Raw genomic sequence first — 14280 nt, 5'->3', positions numbered from 1 at the left:
CCCATGCAGAACTACAAAAAGATCCTGCTGGCCGCGGCCGCTACCCTGGCGTTCGGCACTGGTGCCGTCGCCGCTGACAAACTGAAGATCGGCACCGAAGGCGCCTACCCACCGTTCAACCTTATCGACGCCAGCGGCCAGGTCGGCGGCTTCGACGTCGAAATCGCCCAGGCCCTGTGCGCCAAGATGAAGGCCGAGTGCGACGTGGTGACTTCCGACTGGGACGGCATCATCCCGGCCCTGAACGCCAAGAAGTTCGACTTCCTCGCCGCATCGATGTCGATCACCGAAGAACGCAAAGGCGCTGTCGATTTCACCGACCCCTACTACACCAACAAGCTGCAGTTCATTGCCGCCAAAGACAAACCCTTCAGCACCGACAAGGCTGCGCTGAAAGGCAAAGTCATCGGTGCTCAGCGCGCGACCATCGCCGGTACGTGGCTGGAAGACAACATGGCCGATATTGTCGATATCAAGCTCTACGACACCCAGGAAAACGCCTACCTCGACCTGGCATCCGGCCGTTTGGATGGCGTGCTGGCTGACAAATTCGTGAACTGGGAATGGCTGAAGAGCGAAACCGGCAAAGGCTTCGAATTCAAAGGCGAGCCGGTATTCGACAACGACAAGATCGCCATTGCCGTGCGCAAGAACGATCCGCTGCGTGAGAAGTTGAATGCGGCGTTGAAAGAAATCGTGGCTGACGGCACGTACAAAAAGATCAACGACAAATATTTCCCCTTCAGCATCTATTGATCTGCTCAAGCCGCCCTTCTGGGCGGCTTGTTCGAGATACGCAACTCAAGATCTTCTGGGCTAGAGCCAGGCAAGGCGAAATCGCGGCGAACAGCGCAGCGTACTGTAGTACGTGAGCATGTGAGCCGCGGTTTCAACGCCGCATGGCCGACGACCAGATGATCGCAGGCGAACATATGATCTTTGATCTTCATGGATTCGGCCCCGCTCTGCTGGCCGGCACGCTAATGACCATCAAGCTGGCGCTTAGCGCGCTGTGTTTGGGTCTGGTGCTCGGCCTCCTCGGCGCATTGGCCAAGACTTCTCCGCACAAGCCGCTGCAATGGCTTGGCGGCACGTATTCAACCCTGGTGCGCGGAATTCCCGAGCTGCTGTGGGTGTTGCTGATCTATTTCGGCACCGTAAACATGATGCGCAGCATCGGTGAAGCCATCGGCGTGGAAGGTCTGGAGCTGAGCGCCTTTGCCGCCGGCACCATCGCCTTGGGCCTGTGCTTTGGCTCGTACGCCACCGAAGTATTTCGTGGCGCGATCCTCGCCATTCCCCGTGGCCACCGCGAAGCCGGTCAAGCGCTGGGCTTGTCCAAAGGACGCACGTTCTGGCGGATTATCCTGCCGCAGATGTGGCGCATCGCCCTGCCGGGTCTGGGCAACCTCTTTATGATTTTGATGAAAGACACCGCGCTGGTGTCGGTGATTGGTCTGGAAGAGCTGATGCGCCGCTCGCAGATTGCAGTCACCTCCAGCAAGGAACCCTTTACCTTTTTCCTGGTGGCGGCCTTTATCTACCTGGGCCTGACCGTGATCGCCATGACCGCCATGTATTTTGTTGAAAGACGCGCCAGCCGCGGCTTCGTAAGGAGCACGTGATGAACTGGGACGTCATTATCAAATACCTGCCGCGCCTGTTTGATGGCGCGATTCTGACCCTTGAGCTGGTGGCTTTCGCCGTTATCGCCGGGCTGATTCTGGCGCTGCCGATGGGCATCGCCCGCGCCTCGCGCCACTGGTACGTACGCGCCCTGCCCTACGGCTACATCTTCTTCTTCCGTGGCACGCCGCTGCTTGTTCAGCTGTTTCTCGTGTACTACGGCGCGGCCCAGTTTGACGCCGTGCGCCAGGGGCCGCTGTGGCCGTACCTGCGCGATCCGTATTGGTGTGCGGTGCTCACCATGACACTGCACACCGCCGCCTATATCGCCGAGATTCTGCGCGGAGCCATTCAGGCCGTGCCCAATGGCGAAGTGGAAGCGGCGCGGGCGCTGGGTATGTCGCGGGCGCAGGCCATGCTGCATATTATTTTGCCGCGCGCGGCACGCATCGGTTTGCCGGCGTATAGCAACGAAGTGATCCTGATGCTCAAGGCCAGCGCCCTGGCCAGCACCATCACCCTGCTGGAGCTCACCGGCATGGCGCGCACCATCATTGCCCGCACTTACCTGCCGGTGGAGATCTTCTTTGCCGCTGGCTTGTTCTACCTGGCAATTGCCTTTGTGCTGGTCAAAGGCTTCAAGCTGCTGGAACGCTGGTTGCGCGTAGACGCCACCCAAGGCCGCTAGAATAGGCGACTGCCCATGCGCCGCAGGGGCAGTTACCACTGCTAGAAGCCTTTGCCATGACCGACGCCACCTTTCTCACCGACTCAGACTTGCTGCCACGCTTTCAGGCGCTGGACGGCTTTCTGCTGCGTCACCAGAACCTGTGGCGGCCGCGGCCATTTACCCATCTGCGTTTGCCGTGGGAAGAACAGCATCCGGAGCTGGCCGCTTGGTTGCGCAGCCGATCACTGGCCGATGCAGAGGCGGCGCATAACCATCCTGAGTTATTGCAGGCGCCGGCGCCCTTTACGGAGCTGGCGGCTTTGTCTGCCAAGCTGGCGGCCGTCGGGGCATTGGCAACCCACGCGCGTGAAGCGCTGCCCGCTAACTTTGCTGTGGATATTCCGGGTCGCAAGTGGGAGCAGATTCAGGCATTCGCCAATTGCCTGAGTTTTGGCAAACCCACACAACACTGGCTGGACTGGTGCTCGGGAAAAGGCCACCTGGGACAACTGCTCGCTCAGGACGGCGCGCCCCTCACCTGCCTGGAATACGACCCCGCGCTGGTCGCCGCTGGTGCCCAACTAAGCGCACGGCGAGGCCTGCATAGCCGACACATCGAACAGGACGTTCTCGCGCCGGATGCCGCCACGCAACTCCACGCCGAACACACCCCGGTAGCGCTGCATGCTTGCGGCGATTTGCATGTACGGCTACTGCAACTGGCCAGCGCCGCCGGTTGTGGACAACTGGCCGTAGCGCCCTGCTGCTACAACCGTATCGCCGGCCCGCACTACCAGCCGTTATCCACAGCCGCTCAGGCTTCCGCGTTGCAGTTATCGGAAGATGATCTGGGTGTGCCGTTAAGCGAAACCGTCACCGCTGGCGCGCGTATTCGCCGGCAGCGCGACACCTCCATGGCTCGTCGACTGGCCTTCGATCTATTGCAACGGGAATTGCGCGGACTTGATGAGTATCTGCCGACGCCATCGCTGCCCGTCGCCTGGCTGCATAAAGATTTCGCCGACTACTGCCGCGATCTGGCGCAACTCAAAGGGCTGCCTGCTCCCGACCATTACGATTGGGCCGATCTGGAACAACGCGGCGAGCAACGCCTGGCCGAAGTCCGCAACCTGGAACTGCTGCGCGGCCTGTTTCGCCGGCCGCTAGAGCTGTGGCTGCTGCTCGATCGCGCATTATTTTTGCAGCAACACGGCTACTCCGTGCGCCTGGGTGAGTTCTGTGTAAGCCATGTCAGCCCGCGCAACCTGATGCTTCTCGCTGAGCGCCAATAGTTGCCCACACAATCTGTGGATAACTCTGTTGATAGTTTCTGGGCAACCTTGGCAAACCTATACGCAGCAAGGCTTGCAGATATCTGTTTATTTTTTAATCACACAGAAATACTCAATAAAACCAGCGAGTTACCGAGTTGTGTCAAGTACCGCACAAAAAACAGTCGCCCTCTGCTATAGCGCCTCACGATTGTGCATAAGCCTATTCCGGACGACGTGAACAGACGCAAAAAACGACCGCAGATCAGGCCTTTACTCGCCGCTTCTAATGGATATAATGGCGGCCCTGAAATGCCGGTATAGCTCAGCTGGTAGAGCAACTGACTTGTAATCAGTAGGTCCCGGGTTCGATTCCTGGTGCCGGCACCATATTTCCCAAGGCTTGCAGCCTGATTCATTAGCAAGCCCTGCGGTCATACGTAACAAGCCGCGTAACAAGCATTTCCCTTCGCGCATCTGCGCACGCGCCCCGTATACGATCTGAAGTTTTCAGGTAGTGGGGGGGGCTGCAAAAAGAGTAATTTTAGTAACCTCCCTCCGTAATACGACGCAAGCCGTTGAATTCCCTGGCTTTCCGCACAGCCAAAAAGTAATTTCTAAGTAACATACAAGTAATCTGATTACTCTTTTATAGGGTGATATTCGGACCCATTAAATGCCTTATAAATCAGATGCTTACGGGAAATTACTTTTTCTATTACCTACTTGTTACCCATTTTTGTAATTCGCGAAGCCCCAAACGGCGCGGCCTCCAGAGGCGGTCTAACCACAGATCACCGAAATTACTCTTTTCTCAAAAAGCCCCCCTTAAGCCTCAACACCCAGAGCGACTACGAATACTCCCGCGACGTGCTGCTCGGCATTCCCACCAAGCTGGACAAACCCTTGGGCGACCTCGCAGTACGCAAGTTCACCTCGGCACTCATACAGCGGGTAGTCGACCGCATCGCCGACGAAGGCACCCCCTCCAAAGCAGCACACGCGTTGCGTTACCTACGGCGAGTCATGCAGTGGGGACGGAACCGCGGATTTCTCGATGTAAACCCAGCCCTGGGCATAGAGGCGCCTGTCGAGCGTAAGCAACGCCGCTTGCCCAAACCGGCGGTGATGGCCCTTTTAATTGCCCGAGCACGCGAATTGGGCCAACTGACGCGCGGCCAACCAGGTGCGTGCCCTGAATACCTTTCCTACGTTATGGAGCTTGGCTATCTGTGCCGCCTGCGGGGTATCGAGACGGTGACGTTGAGCGACGCCAACGAATTGGAAGAAGGGGTGCTGACCAATCGGCGCAAGGGTAGCCGCGACAACGTGGTCCGCTGGACTCCCCGCCTGCGGGCCGCGTGGGATGGAGCCAAAGCCTATCGGGCCAAGGTATGGGCGCGAACCAAAGCGCCTATGCCTATCCTGGCGGAGCGGCGGTTCATCATCGTGGCTTCGCATGGTGGGGCGTTGCAAAAAACCAGTCTGGACACCGCCTGGCAAAGGTTCATCACAAAAGCCATCGAGGCCGGCGTTTTAGCCAGCGCGGATCGCTTCGCGCTGCATGATTTAAAACGCCGAGGTATCACCGACACCCCTGGAAACCGCGCAGACAAGCAAGAGGCCAGCGGACACCGCGATGGATCAATGATGGACGTTTACGACCACAGCGTCCCTATCGTTTCGCCGTCTGCCGACTAGCAAAGTGCACACGGATAGTGGTGGTATGCGCAATATCGCAGATAGGCCATAAGTGTTTTTCTCAGTCGTTTTTTTGCCGAAGCCAGTTTCGTCCGGCGGCGCATGCATAATGCGTCCTTAAGGAAATCACGCCAAAGGAGCTGGGAAGTGCTGAACCGCCACAATTCTTTCGATCTGATCAGGCATATCGCTGCGCTGATGGTGCTCGTGAGCCACCATTTCGCATTATCCGGGCAAGCCGAGCCAGCCCTGCAGGGCATCAACTCGCTAGGCGGCTTCGCTGTTCTGGCGTTCTTCGCCATTTCGGGCTACCTCGTTACCCAAAGCTTTCTGCGATCCTCGCTCCAGAGCTACGCAGTCAAGCGCGCCGCTCGGATCTTCCCGGCACTCGTCGTCTGCGCATTTGTGATGGTGTACGGGGTGTGGGGCGTATACAGCGACGCGTTCCTGGCCACGGCTGGCAGCAAGGAAGCGCTGGTGAAGTTTTTACAGATATCGGCATTCGGCCGAGCGGACATCGACGCAGTGACCCACGGGTTCGTATTCAAGGAGACCCTTAACGGCAGCCTATGGACCCTCAAGTTCGAGTTCGGCTTATATATCCTCGTTGCACTAGCGCTAAGCCTAGTGCGTCGTCCAGTGGTGCCATTGCTCATTTTGCTGGGCTTCTGTGCATTGAACATTGCCAGCACATCGCTTAACCACGCCCTGGCGGGCAAGGTCGCTATTCAAACATCCGTTTGCATTGGCTTCTTCGTAGGGGCAACACTGGCGTTTCACCGGGGCGTGCTAGGCAGCTTCAAATTGAGGGCGATTCTTGCCGGGACGGGATTCCTGCTGATGGGAGCCGCGGTTGTCGGCTTCCTGCCGTTGTTGGCATCAAGTGTCGGCTTCAGCTTGGCCATACTCACCCTTGGCACCATGTTTACCGACCGGATCGTCTGCGGCAGATTCGACATTTCGTACGGCCTCTATCTGTACGCCTTCCCGGTCCAGCAGTTAATGATCAACTGCACCGGCTTGGGGTTTTATCCATCGATGGCTGCTGCCGCTTGCGTGACGACGCTGCTGGCAACGTTGTCTTGGTTCTGCATCGAGAAACCGGCCTTGGCCTTTGCAAAAAGCCCCCACCGACCGACCGTGTCAGGGGCAGAGGCCTAATTGTCGTCAGGCAGTGATGGGGTTCAACGTGCCACTAAGCAGGGTGGCTTTTGCGACGTCGGCGCTGAAGTCGCCGGCGTTTGTCGGCGCCGGACTGGTGCCATGAACGTGACCCGCAATTTGCAGGTTCATCTGCTCCGCCAGGTCCAGCAGGTCCCACAGCACCTGCAGCACGTTCAAGCCGAGTTGCCAGGAACAGCAGCTCCAGAGCAGACTGTTACCCTCTGGGCCGTACGGCATTGGTCGGTCAACTTGGCCGGTGTGAGTCTGGAACTGCATGTACACCTAGGTTTCACTTGGGAAGAATATCTGGTCTGGGCAACAACCCCGTCAGCACTGGATTCCATCCCGCAGCCCCAAAACTGCGCTGCCCCGACATTCCAAATGACAGACCGCCTGGGTGTTGTCGCGCCCCATATATCGGGCAAACCCCACGTAACAATCGTGCTAGAGCCCCCGTTTAACGGGCACTCTTAAGTGCCAGCACGTAACAAGGAATCACGTAGGTCATTGATTTGTAATTTTGAAGCACTTTACTTGTAATCAGTAGGTCCCGGGTTCGATTCCTGGTGCCGGCACCATATAAAAGAAAGGCCTTCGAGAAATCGAAGGCCTTTTTTGTTGGCTGGCGTTTTTACCGGAGTGGGTTGCTCGCCTTGCTATCAGCCTGATCAACATCGCGACTGTGGTTAGAATGACAGCCCCTCAAGGAGCGGTAGTTCGATGGATAAGCTTCGGTTCGATTCACTGCAAGGCCTGCGCGGAATCGCCGCATTGGCGGTCGTACTGTTCCACCTGCGAATCGTGGAATTCAAGTATCTGCAAGGCACCGCCTTTCTCGACGAAATTGCTCGTTATGGCTCGGCAGGGGTTGACCTGTTCTTCGTGCTGTCCGGTTTTTTAATGACCACCATCACCGCCGGCCGCTATACCGGCGCAGCGGCCGCCGGCACGTTTCTCGGTAAACGGGCATGGCGCGTTTTACCGCTGTACTGGATTTTCACGACCGTGGTTGTGGTGTTGATGGCCATCGTGCCCTCCATGGTTAACAGCTCGTACGCGAACCAGAGTGTGCTGGCTTCGTATCTGCTGATCCCGGACAGGCAAATGCCGATCCTCAGCGTAGGTTGGACCTTGGTTTACGAGGCCTATTTTTATCTCGTATTCGCGATAGCCATCGCCCTGGTGCCGGAGCGCTTTATTCCCCTCTACTTAATTGCGTGGGGAACCGCTATCGCCGTGGGGAGCTCAATGCTGCAGGCGGACACCCCTTACGCACTTTACGTGGCAACCAGCCCGATGACTTACGAGTTCATTGCCGGCGCCTTCCTGGGTCTCTACTGGCATCGCATTCCCGCAACGCTGGCCTGGCCGCTTGTGATAAGTGGTGTGGTCCTCGCCGTGAGCTCCGCCGCACTACTGCCGGCCGAGGGGCCGGCGACACTGGGTCCGTGGACGCAAATTGGCTGTTTTGGTGGCACGGGCCTGCTGCTTATCGCTGGCACCGTCATGCTGGAAGCCCAGGGGCGGTTGCATTTGCCGACGTGGCTGCTGCGGCTGGGCGACTCCTCGTACTCGCTCTATCTCTCCCACATCTTCGCGATTTCTGCGCTGGGCCGAGTCTGGGGTCGGCTCTTCACCTCGCCAAGCTGGATCAACCATCTGGTTTTTGTGGTGTTCGCCACTATTGCGACCTGCGTCGCCGGCTATCTGGTACACCGCTGGCTGGAGCGCCCGCTGTTAGCGCTGCAATACCGAAAGCCCTGGTCCGCTCGCCGGAAAGTGGCTTAACGCGGCCGGATTCTGCTTCGGCGCCTCGGCATGGGTGCGGAGCATTTTCCCGAACGGTCTGTCTTGCAGACTTTCTTTTTCTGTCTAGACAGATTCCAATGGCGGTTCATGGCCAGGTTGTTCGGCGCGATATCGCCACGCAGACACAGACGGTGATGGCTCGCGTCGGCAAACTATGACGCCAGCCTGCACAACCACCGGCAGCCAGTTGCCGACTCTCCGTAATTACCCAACGAGATCATCATGGGCGAAACCACTAGCATCGACTGGAGCACACTGGGCTTCAGCTACGTAAAAACCGACCTCCGTTATCTGTCCCATTGGCGCGATGGCCAGTGGGATGGCGGCACCCTGACCGAAGACTCCACGCTGCATATCAACGAAGGCTCCACCGCCCTGCATTACGGCCAGCAGTGTTTTGAAGGCTTGAAGGCCTACCGCTGCAAAGACGGTTCGATCAACTTGTTCCGCCCCGACCAGAACGCTCTGCGTATGCAGCGCAGTTGCGGTCGCCTGTTGATGCCACAGGTATCCAGCGAACAGTTCATCGAAGCGTGCCGCCAGGTGGTCAAGGCGAACGAGCGTTTCATTCCGCCGTACGGCTCCGGCGGCGCGCTGTACCTGCGTCCGTTCGTGATCGGCGTTGGCGAGAACATCGGCGTGCGTACCGCGCCGGAATTTATCTTCAGCGTGTTCTGCATTCCGGTCGGCGCCTACTTCAAGGGCGGCATGACCCCGCACGACTTCGTGATTTCCGGCTATGACCGCGCGGCCCCCAACGGCACCGGCGCCGCAAAAGTTGGTGGCAACTACGCCGCCAGCCTGATGCCGGGCGCAGAAGCCAAAGAACAAGGCTTCGCCGATTGCATTTACCTGGACCCGTCGAGCCACAGCAAAATCGAGGAAGTGGGCTCGGCCAACTTCTTCGCCATCACCCGCGACGACGAATTCGTCACGCCGCGTTCTTCGTCGGTACTGCCGGGTATCACCCGTCTGTCGCTGATGGAGCTGGCACGTGATCGCCTGAACCTCAAGGTCAGCGAAGGCGATGTGCGTATCGATGAGCTGGAGCGTTTCAAAGAAGCCGGCGCTTGCGGCACCGCTGCCGTGATCACGCCGATTGGCGGCATCCAGTTTGGCGACAACTTGCACGTGTTCCACAGCCGCACCGAAGTTGGCCCGGTTATTCAGCGCCTGTACCGCGAGCTCACTGGCATCCAGTGCGGCGACGTGGAAGCGCCTGCTGGCTGGATCGTAAAAGTGTAATTGCGCAGCGCGCCGGGCATTCACATGCTGGGCGCGCTGAGACACTTTGCAATGAGTCAACGCTTGAGTGCCTGGCATCGCCTGCTAAATTGTCGCGGCGACGCCGGGCCCTCTGACAGCTTTCTAAAGCTGCCATGTCGGAGTTGCAGTTTGTACAACTCGACTTAGGAGGGGCCTCATGAGCACCCTAGAACCGTTCTTCATGGCCGAATTCCTCGGCACCGCCACCTGGTTGTGGCTCGTCTTTATCTCCATCGTTATCAGCCTGCTGGTCTTCGACCTCGGGGTGCTTCACCGTGAGCATCGCGAAATCGGCGTGAAGGAAAGCCTGCTGCTGTCCGCCGGCTATATCACCGCTGGCCTGCTGTTCGGCCTGTGGGTGTGGCAGGTAAAAGGCGGCGACGCCGGCATGGATTACTACACCGGCTTTCTGATCGAGAAATCGTTGTCGATGGACAACGTATTCCTGATGGCGATGATCTTCAGCTTCCTGGCCATTCCCCGTAAGTACCAACACGAGGTGCTGTTCTGGGGCATTCTCGGGGTGATTGTGCTGCGCGCGCTGATGATCGGCCTGGGCGCCGCGCTAATCGCCGAGTTCAGCTGGATTCTCTATCTCTTCGGCGCCTTCCTGCTGATCACAGGTGTGAAGATGCTGTTCAGCAAGGTCGACGATCACCCCGACCTTGCGCAGAACCCGCTGGTGAAATTCCTCCGTCGCCGCATGCGCGTCACCGACCGTTTGCACGAGGGCCACTTCTTTGTGCGCCAGCCGAACGCCGAAGGCCGCACGGTGGTCTGGGCCACGCCGTTGTTTCTGGCCCTGGTGCTGATCGAATGCGCTGACCTGGTGTTCGCCGTCGACAGCGTGCCGGCGATTTTCGCCATCACCCAGGACCCCTTCATCGTCTACACCTCGAACATCTTCGCCATCCTCGGCTTGCGTGCCTTGTACTTCGCCCTCGCGGCGATGATTCACCGCTTCGCCTACCTCAAATACGCCCTGGCTCTGGTGCTGGTGTTTATCGGCTGCAAGATTTTCCTGGTGGGCATCATCGGTAAAACCCCGCCGGTAATTTCCTTGAGCGTCACCGTCGGGCTATTGCTTGGCGGCGTGTTGTTGTCGATGTGGAAGACCCGCAACGACGCACCGGCCGACACCCAATCCGACCCAAATTGAAACGCCGGACCGCCCTGGCATAACGGGGCGGCCGACACCGAAGGAGAAACTCTATGAATACATCCCCGTTCGCCGTGCTCACGCTGATTGCCCTGGTTGGCTTGAGCCTGAGCGGCTGCGACCTCGCCCAGGACTCCGCGGAAAAACTCTCTGACAAGGCTGCAGCGGCGGCGCAGGAAGTGGCCAAGGAAGCCATTGGCGAAACCGTCACAGCACTGAACGAGCAGATCGACAAGGTGCAGAAGTCGGCCAATGAACTGCTGGGCAAGCCGGCAGAGCAGAAAGACGATGCCCCGGCAAAACCCGATACGCAGGCGCCAACAGTTTTACCGGCGGAAGGTGTGGAAACATAAACCGCGACAGCTGCCCATGCTGCGTTCCTGGTTACTCGTCCTGGGCTGAGCCGTTCATAGCGTCGGCCAGTCCACCGCCGGCAGCGCCTCAAACGCAGGGCGGGCAAACAGGTAGCCTTGAAACAGATTGATGCCCAAGCCGTGCAGGTAGCGCAGCTCACCCACCGACTCGATACCCTCGGCAATCACCTCGATATCAAGTGCCCGGCACACGCCGAGAATGCCCTGCACAATCGCCTGGCGCACGGTATGGGTGTCGATATCGCGCACCAGCGCCATGTCCAGCTTGATGATGTCCGGCTGAAATTCGGCCAGCAGGTTCAGCCCCGCATAACCTGCGCCAAAGTCGTCGATGGCGGTGCGGAATTGATGCTTGTGGTACTCGTTGATGATGTCTTTGAGGTGTTGCTTGTCCTGCAGCTCCTCGCCCTCGGTCAGTTCGAAAATGATCCGTTCGGTCGGGAAGTTGAAACGGCGTGCGGCCTCCAGCGTGGCGCGGATGCAGGTGGACGCCTTGTACACGGCGTTGGGGAGAAAGTTGATGCTTAGCAGGCAGGGCATTGCCAGTTGGCTTGCCAGCTCTACGGCCTTTACGCGACACGCCTGGTCGAATGCATAACGATTCTGATCGTTAACCCGCCCCAGAATCGACGCCGCACCGCTGCCATCCGTACCCCGCACCAGCGCCTCATAGGCAAACAGACTACGGTCGCGCATATCGACGATGGGCTGAAAGGCCATGCTGAAATCGAATTCAAGGGCAGCACCGTCCTGGCAGGCGGCGCAAGTGGGCTTGGGGGGCAGTTCGCTCATGGCAGGGTAATCCGTGGAAGTGGAAGAACGCGCGGCAATGCGATCCGGCTTTCATTTGCAGGTTGTGCTTAGACGGTATCAGACGCAGGAAGTTGAGTTCCATAGCAGGCTACGTGGGGTGCCTCAGTCCCGGGCGATGAAACCGGTGGACCCGATCCATTTTCGCGCCACGCCCCATTCCGGTTGAAATCCCGGATAATGGCCGCCAATTCAGCTCGCGCGTTTGTGGTAATCCCCCATGGAAATCAAGGTTAATTTTCTCGACAACCTTCGACTTGAAGCCAAGTTCGATGACTTCACAGTGGTGGCCGACCAGCCCATTCGCTACAAGGGCGACGGCTCGGCCCCCGGGCCATTCGACTACTTTCTGGCTTCGTCGGCGCTGTGTGCGGCTTACTTCGTAAAGCTGTACTGCCAAACGCGCGATATCCCCACCGAGAACATTCGTCTCTCGCAGAACAACATCGTCGACCCGGAAAACCGCTACCAGCAGATCTTCAAGATCCAGGTCGAGCTGCCCGCCGATATCTCCGCCAAAGACCGCCAGGGCATCCTGCGCTCCATCGACCGCTGCACCGTCAAGAAGGTGGTGCAGGCCGGGCCTGAGTTCGTCATCGAAGAAGTCGACAACCTGGACGCCGATGCCCAGGCCCTGCTGATGCCCGATTCGAGCAGCGAAACCAGCACCTACATAGCCGGCAAAGACCTGCCGCTGGAAGAAACCATCGCCACGATGTCCGGCATTCTGGCGGGTCTGGGCATGAAGATCGAAGTCGCGTCGTGGCGCAATATCGTGCCCAACGTGTGGTCGCTGCATATCCGCGATGCGCAGTCGCCCATGTGTTTTACCAACGGCAAAGGCGCGACCAAAGAAGGCGCGCTGGCCTCGGCCCTCGGTGAATTTATCGAGCGGCTGAACTGCAACTTCTTCTATAACGATCAGTTCTGGGGCGAAGACATCGCCAACGCGGCGTTCGTGCATTACCCGGACGAGCGCTGGTTCAAGCCCGGCGCCAACGACGAACTGCCGGCAGAAATCCTCGACGAATACAGCCTCGCCATCTACAACCGCGACGGCGAGCTGCGCGGCTCGCACCTGTACGACACCAACTCCGGCAACACCCAACGCGGCATCGTCTCACTGCCGTTTGTGCGCCAGTCCGACGGCGAAGTGGTGTACTTCCCCTCCAACCTCATCGAAAACCTGTACCTCAGCAACGGCATGAGCGCCGGCAATACGCTGGCTGAAGCGCAGGTGCAGTGCCTGTCGGAAATCTTTGAGCGCGCGGTAAAACGCGAAATCCTCGAAGGCGAAATGGCCCTGCCGGATGTGCCGCAAGAGGTGCTGGCCAAGTACCGGGCATACTCGCCGGCATTCAGGGCCTCGAAGCCCAAGGCTTCCCCGTGCTGGTGAAAGACGCCTCGCTGGGCGGCGAATTCCCGGTGATGTGCGTGACGTTGATGAACCCGCGCACTGGCGGCGTATTCGCTTCGTTCGGCGCCCACCCAAGCTTTGAAGTGGCGCTGGAACGCAGCCTGACCGAACTGCTCCAAGGCCGCAGCTTCGAAGGCTTGAACGACCTGCCGCAGCCGACCTTCTCGGGCCTGGCGGTCACCGAGCCGAACAACTTCGTGGAGCACTTTATTGACTCCAGCGGCGTGGTGTCGTGGCGCTTTTTCAGCGCCCAGGCCGACTTCGAATTCGTCGAGTGGGACTTCACCAGCGACGGCGAAGACTCCAATAGCGACGAGGCTGCGACCCTGTTCGGCATCCTCGAAGACCTTGGCAAAGAAGCCTATATGGCCGTGTACGAACACCTCGGCGCCACCGGCTGCCGCATCCTGGTGCCGGGCTATTCGGAAATCTATCCGGTGGAAGACCTGATCTGGGATAACACCAACAAGGCCCTGCAATTTCGTGCCGACATCCTCAACCTGCACAGTTTGAGCAAGGTAGGCCTGCGCAATCTGGTCAAAGGCCTGGAACACAGCGAGCTGGATGACTACACCGAAATCAAGACGCTGATCGGCATCGAGTTCGACGACAACACCGCCTGGGGTCAGCTGACGATTCTGGAGCTGAAGTTGCTCATCTACCTTGCCCTGCAGAAGTTCGATCAGGCCAAGGATCTGGTCGAAGCCTTCCTGCAATACAACGACAACACCGTCGAGCGCGGCCTGTTTTATCAGGCCCTGAACGTGGTGCTGGAGATCCAGCTGGACGACGATCTGGAGCTGGAGGACTACACAGTCAACTTCCGCAAGATGTTCGGCAACGAGCGCATGGACGCCGCCATCGGCTCGGTGGAAGGCAGTGTGCGTTTCTACGGCTTGACGCCAACCAGCACCAAGCTGGAAGGTCTGGATCGCCACCTGCGCCTGGTCGATAGCTATAAAAAACTGCACGCGGCGCGGGCCAGCTTCAGCGGCAAGACCGAGTAACGCCCA

The 14280-nt window shown here is 58.7% G+C and carries 11 protein-coding genes, 1 tRNA gene and 2 pseudogenes; 12 read left to right on the top strand and 2 right to left on the bottom strand.

Going from position 1 to position 14280, the window contains the following annotated elements; genetic code table 11:
• Positions 1-3 precede the first annotated feature (3 nt).
• The 7 genes and pseudogenes from AC0V2S_RS01350 to AC0V2S_RS01320 all read left to right on the top strand — a co-directional run bounded on the left by AC0V2S_RS01350 (position 4) and on the right by AC0V2S_RS01320 (position 6429).
• Entirely contained in the window at positions 4-756 is a 753-nt protein-coding gene (locus AC0V2S_RS01350) for an ABC transporter substrate-binding protein (protein ID WP_475508170.1), read from the top strand.
• Between the two features lie 176 nt (positions 757-932).
• Positions 933-1625: an ABC transporter permease gene (locus AC0V2S_RS01345; protein ID WP_475508169.1), complete on the top strand. Its 693-nt coding sequence runs from the start codon at positions 933-935 to the stop codon at positions 1623-1625.
• Positions 1625-2314: an ABC transporter permease gene (locus tag AC0V2S_RS01340; RefSeq protein WP_475508168.1), complete on the top strand. Its 690-nt coding sequence runs from the start codon at positions 1625-1627 to the stop codon at positions 2312-2314. Before AC0V2S_RS01345 ends, AC0V2S_RS01340 begins: the two co-directional genes overlap by 1 nt.
• Positions 2315-2370: 56 nt before the next feature.
• A complete protein-coding gene (locus tag AC0V2S_RS01335; protein ID WP_475508167.1) occupies positions 2371-3588 on the top strand; it encodes a methyltransferase in 1218 nt (405 codons plus the stop codon).
• Between the two features lie 293 nt (positions 3589-3881).
• A tRNA-Thr gene (locus AC0V2S_RS01330) sits at positions 3882-3957 on the top strand.
• 438 nt (positions 3958-4395) lie between these two features.
• Positions 4396-5268 (top strand): annotated as a pseudogene (locus tag AC0V2S_RS01325) (site-specific integrase); the annotation flags it as partial.
• Positions 5269-5415: 147 nt separating this feature from the next.
• Positions 5416-6429 (top strand): acyltransferase family protein, encoded by a 1014-nt coding sequence (locus tag AC0V2S_RS01320; RefSeq protein WP_475508166.1) that lies wholly within the window; start codon positions 5416-5418, stop codon positions 6427-6429.
• Between the two features lie 6 nt (positions 6430-6435).
• On the opposite strand, the gene AC0V2S_RS01315 is transcribed toward AC0V2S_RS01320, so the two are convergent.
• A complete protein-coding gene (locus tag AC0V2S_RS01315; RefSeq protein WP_475508165.1) occupies positions 6436-6669 on the bottom strand; it encodes a hypothetical protein in 234 nt (77 codons plus the stop codon).
• Between the two features lie 483 nt (positions 6670-7152).
• On the opposite strand from AC0V2S_RS01315, the gene AC0V2S_RS01310 reads away from it, so the two are divergent.
• The 4 genes from AC0V2S_RS01310 to AC0V2S_RS01295 all read left to right on the top strand — a co-directional run bounded on the left by AC0V2S_RS01310 (position 7153) and on the right by AC0V2S_RS01295 (position 11019).
• Positions 7153-8220, top strand: coding sequence for an acyltransferase family protein (locus tag AC0V2S_RS01310; protein WP_475508164.1), 1068 nt, complete (start codon positions 7153-7155; stop codon positions 8218-8220).
• 243 nt (positions 8221-8463) lie between these two features.
• Positions 8464-9486, top strand: coding sequence for a branched-chain amino acid aminotransferase (locus AC0V2S_RS01305; RefSeq protein WP_475508163.1), 1023 nt, complete (start codon positions 8464-8466; stop codon positions 9484-9486).
• 178 nt (positions 9487-9664) lie between these two features.
• A complete protein-coding gene (locus AC0V2S_RS01300; RefSeq protein WP_475508162.1) occupies positions 9665-10666 on the top strand; it encodes a TerC family protein in 1002 nt (333 codons plus the stop codon).
• A 53-nt stretch (positions 10667-10719) separates the two neighbouring features.
• A complete protein-coding gene (locus tag AC0V2S_RS01295; protein WP_475508161.1) occupies positions 10720-11019 on the top strand; it encodes a hypothetical protein in 300 nt (99 codons plus the stop codon).
• Positions 11020-11073: 54 nt separating this feature from the next.
• On the opposite strand, the gene AC0V2S_RS01290 is transcribed toward AC0V2S_RS01295, so the two are convergent.
• Positions 11074-11832 carry an EAL domain-containing protein gene (locus AC0V2S_RS01290; protein WP_475508160.1) on the bottom strand — a complete coding sequence of 253 codons (759 nt, stop codon included), beginning with the start codon at positions 11830-11832 and terminating at the stop codon, positions 11074-11076.
• A 238-nt stretch (positions 11833-12070) separates the two neighbouring features.
• Here AC0V2S_RS01290 and AC0V2S_RS01285 point away from each other — a divergent pair.
• A pseudogene (locus tag AC0V2S_RS01285) lies at positions 12071-14274 on the top strand (OsmC domain/YcaO domain-containing protein).
• Positions 14275-14280: the final 6 nt, after the last annotated feature.

The sequence above is a fragment of the Pseudomonas sp. CC11G genome (genome assembly GCF_056174845.1).
This window is presented reverse-complemented; position numbering and strand designations above follow the sequence as displayed.